This window comes from Luteibacter sp. P4_E6 (assembly GCF_056401535.1).
This window is the reverse complement of sequence record NZ_JBFUJE010000427.1, coordinates 1-3,384: the sequence shown is the minus strand read 5'-3', so window position 1 is coordinate 3,384 and position 3,384 is coordinate 1. Positions and strand designations below refer to the sequence as shown.

The following is a 3,384-nucleotide window of genomic DNA, read 5'->3' as shown; positions in this document are numbered from 1 at the left end:
AATCCACATAGGCCATCCGGCCGGCCCCGACCCGCTTGACAGTCCCCTACACGCGGGCATAACGTCGGGCCCATGCATCCCAACACGCCAGCGCTGCGTTTCACCCCGGCCCTCCCGGCCGGCGCGCTTGCGTCCGTGTCCACCACCGCGACTACAACGACAACGACCACTACCCTGGTCGGAGGATCGGAGTTCGCGCGCGCCTAGTTTCTTGTCGCTGCCGGCCCCGACCTCCCGCAGGACGGGATCGGCGCCGGAACTCCCAGCCAAGATCCCAAACCTGATGTGACGAAGGGCCTCTCACCGGAGGCTTTCATCGTGTCCATCGCTGTCGAGTTACCCCGTTCTCCCTTACGTGTTGCGCCTCTGCGCGTGGCCGTCGCTCCCCTTGTGGTCAATGTCGGTGTCGTCGGACCCGGCAAGGTCGGCAGCGCCTTCCTGGCCCAGATGCGCCTGGCCGCACCCCGTCTGCTGCGCGAGTGCAACCTGCAGCTCAGCCTGCGGGCGGTGAGCGACAGCCGGCATATGTGGCTGGATTGCGATGACGACGCCCTCAACGGTCGCCAGCACGGCGCCCAGATCTGGCGTCCGGCCGAGCTCGACGAGTTCGCCGCGTATGTGGCGGGTCGCGAGGGCGAAGTGGCCGTACTAGCCGACTGCACCGCCAGCGACCTCGTGGCCAACCATTACGCCGGCTGGCTCGCCGCCGGCATCCACATCGTCACCCCGAACAAGCGCGCCGCCAGTGGGCCGCTGGATCGCTGGCACAAGATTGCCCGTGCCTCCGACGCCAGCGGCGCCCGCCTGCACTACGAAGGCACGGTGGGTGCGGGCTTGCCGGTGGTGCAGACCCTGCGCGACCTGATCGACACGGGCGATGAACTGCTCGCCGTGGAAGGCATGCTCTCCGGTACCCTGGCCTGGCTGTTCAATCGCTTCGATGGCTCGGTACCGTTCTCGGCGCTGGTCCGCGAGGCGCATGCCATGGGCTATACGGAGCCCGATCCGCGTGACGACCTTTCCGGCATGGACGTGGCCCGGAAGCTGGTGATTCTCGCCCGGGAAGCCGGCGTCGGCCTGTCCCTGGACGACGTGAACGTACGCAGCCTGATCCCCGCCGAGCTGGCCGACGGCAGCCGCGAGGGCTTCATGGCGAATCTCGACGCCATGGATGCGCCGATGGCCGCCCTGCTTGCCGATGCCCGCGCCGCGGGCGGCGTGCTCCGCCACGTGGCCCGTCTCGATGGGCGGAACGCCTCGGTAGGCGTGCAGGTGATCGGTGCCGACCACGCTTTCGCGCACTCGCGCCTCACCGATAACGTGGTGCGTTTCGCCACGCGCCGTTACTGCGACAATGCCCTGGTCGTCCAGGGGCCGGGTGCCGGTCCCGAGGTCACGGCGGCGGCGGTCTTCACGGATCTGCTGCGCGTGGCCGGTGCCATGGGAGTAAAACGGTGCGCATGCTGAAAGAAGAATCCTCGCCCCTGGTCCGTGCGGATGTCGCCGTGGCCGAGGCCTACGCCAGTGTCGGCAATGTCGGCATCGGGTTCGACATCCTTGGACACTGCGTCGCAGGCGCAGGCGATCGTGCCGAAGTGCGTCGCATCCCCGAGCGGGAAGTGCGCATTGCCTCGATCGATGGCGTGATCACGGACCTGCCGATGGCTGCCGCGGACAACACCGCCGGCGCCTCGTTGCTGTCGATGATGCATGGGCTGCAACTGCCGTTCGGCTTCGAGCTGGTGCTGCACAAGGGCATCGCGCTGGGCTCGGGCATGGGCGGATCGGCGGCGTCCTGCGTCGCGGCTGTCGTTGCCGCCAATGCGCTGCTGGACGAGCCGCTGTCACGCGAGGCTTTGTATCCGTTTGCGTTGGACGGCGAGGTGGTTGCCAGCGGTAGTCGTCATGGCGATAACCTCGGACCGATGTTGCTCGGTGGCCTCGTGCTCGCCACTGACAAGCGCCTCGTGCGCATTCCGGTGCCGGGCGAGTGGCATTGCGCGCTGATCCATCCGCACGTGGTGCTGGAAACCCGCCGTGCCCGTGCTGCACTGGCCGGYCATTACGCGCTGAGCGAGTTCGTGGCGCAGAGTGCCAATCTCGCGCTGGTGCTGGCGGGCTGCTATCGCGGAGAAGCGACGCTGGTTCGCGAAGGACTCTCCGATGTGCTGGTGGAACCACGTCGTGCGCCACTGATTCCCGGTTTCGCTGCCGTGAAGCAGGCCGCGCTCGACCATGGCGCCTTCGGTGCCAGCATTTCCGGCGCCGGCCCGAGCGTGTTCGGCTGGTTCGAAGATCGCGCCTCGGCCGAGGCCGCGTCGATCGACATGCGCGCCGCCTTCAAAGCTGCCGGTCACGACAGTGACGTACTCGTCGCCCCCATCGACGGCCCCGCCGCCCGGTTGCTCTGACCATGCGCTATGTCAGCACGCGCGGCGGTGCCGCGCCCACACGTCTTTCCGATGCCATCGCCGCAGGCATCGCGCCCGACGGCGGGCTGTATGTTCCCGAGACGATGCCGACGGTGCCGCTGCCTCCGGCGAACGGCTACCTCGCGGGGACCGCGCTGCGCATGCTCGAGCCCTTCTTCGAGGGCGATCCGCTCGAAGACGATCTGCCGGCGATCTGCGCCGAAGCGTTCGCCTTTCCGGCACCGCGTCGCGAGTTGAAGATCGAAGGCGCTCATGTGCTGGAGCTCTTCCATGGGCCCACCGCAGCATTCAAGGACTTCGGTGCGCGCTTCCTCGCGGCTTGCCTGAGCCGCCTGCGCCGCGACAGCGATCGCCCACTCACCATCCTCGTAGCCACGTCGGGCGATACCGGTGCGGCCGTCGGCGCCGCTTTCCACAACCTGCCCGGCGTGCGCGTCGCGATTCTCTACCCAGACAACCGCGTCTCGCCACGCCAGGCGCACCAACTCGGCAGCTTCGGCGGTAACGTGCGCGCCCTGCGTGTGGAAGGCAGTTTCGACGACTGCCAGCGCATGGTGAAGGGCGCACTCGGCGATGCCGCCTTGCAGGCCGACGTGCCGATGTCCTCGGCGAACAGCATCAGCCTCGGGCGCCTGCTGCCGCAGATGGCTTACTTCGGGCATGCGTCACTGAACGCCGATGGCGTGATGAATGTCATCGTGCCAACCGGGAATCTCGGCAACGCCGTTGCCTGCCTGTGGGCACGCGAAATCGGGTTGCCGATTGGCGATGTGGTGTTCGCGTGTAACGCAAACGATACGCTGCCGGAGTTCTTTGCCGGGAAGCCGTACCAGGCGCGGGACGCGGTGGCGACGATCGCCAATGCGATGGATGTGGGCGCGCCGAGCAACTTCGAGCGGCTGAGTCATCTGATGTGGGCGCGCCGAGCAACTTCGAGCGGCTGAGTCATCTG

At 67.6% G+C, this 3,384-nt stretch carries 2 protein-coding genes and 1 pseudogene; all 3 read left to right on the top strand.

Annotation, left to right across the window (positions count from 1 at the left end):
* The first annotated feature begins 315 nt into the window (after window positions 1-315).
* Entirely contained in the window at window positions 316-1,467 is a 1,152-nt protein-coding gene (locus AC1DT2_RS18580) for a homoserine dehydrogenase family protein (protein ID WP_477297953.1), read from the top strand.
* Window positions 1,461-2,411, top strand: a complete 951-nt coding sequence (locus AC1DT2_RS18575; RefSeq protein WP_477297952.1) for a homoserine kinase — start codon at window positions 1,461-1,463, stop codon at window positions 2,409-2,411. Before AC1DT2_RS18580 ends, AC1DT2_RS18575 begins: the two co-directional genes overlap by 7 nt.
* 2 nt (window positions 2,412-2,413) lie before the next feature.
* Window positions 2,414-3,343: pseudogene (gene thrC / locus AC1DT2_RS18570) on the top strand (threonine synthase); the annotation flags it as partial.
* Between the last annotated feature and the right edge of the window lie 41 nt (window positions 3,344-3,384).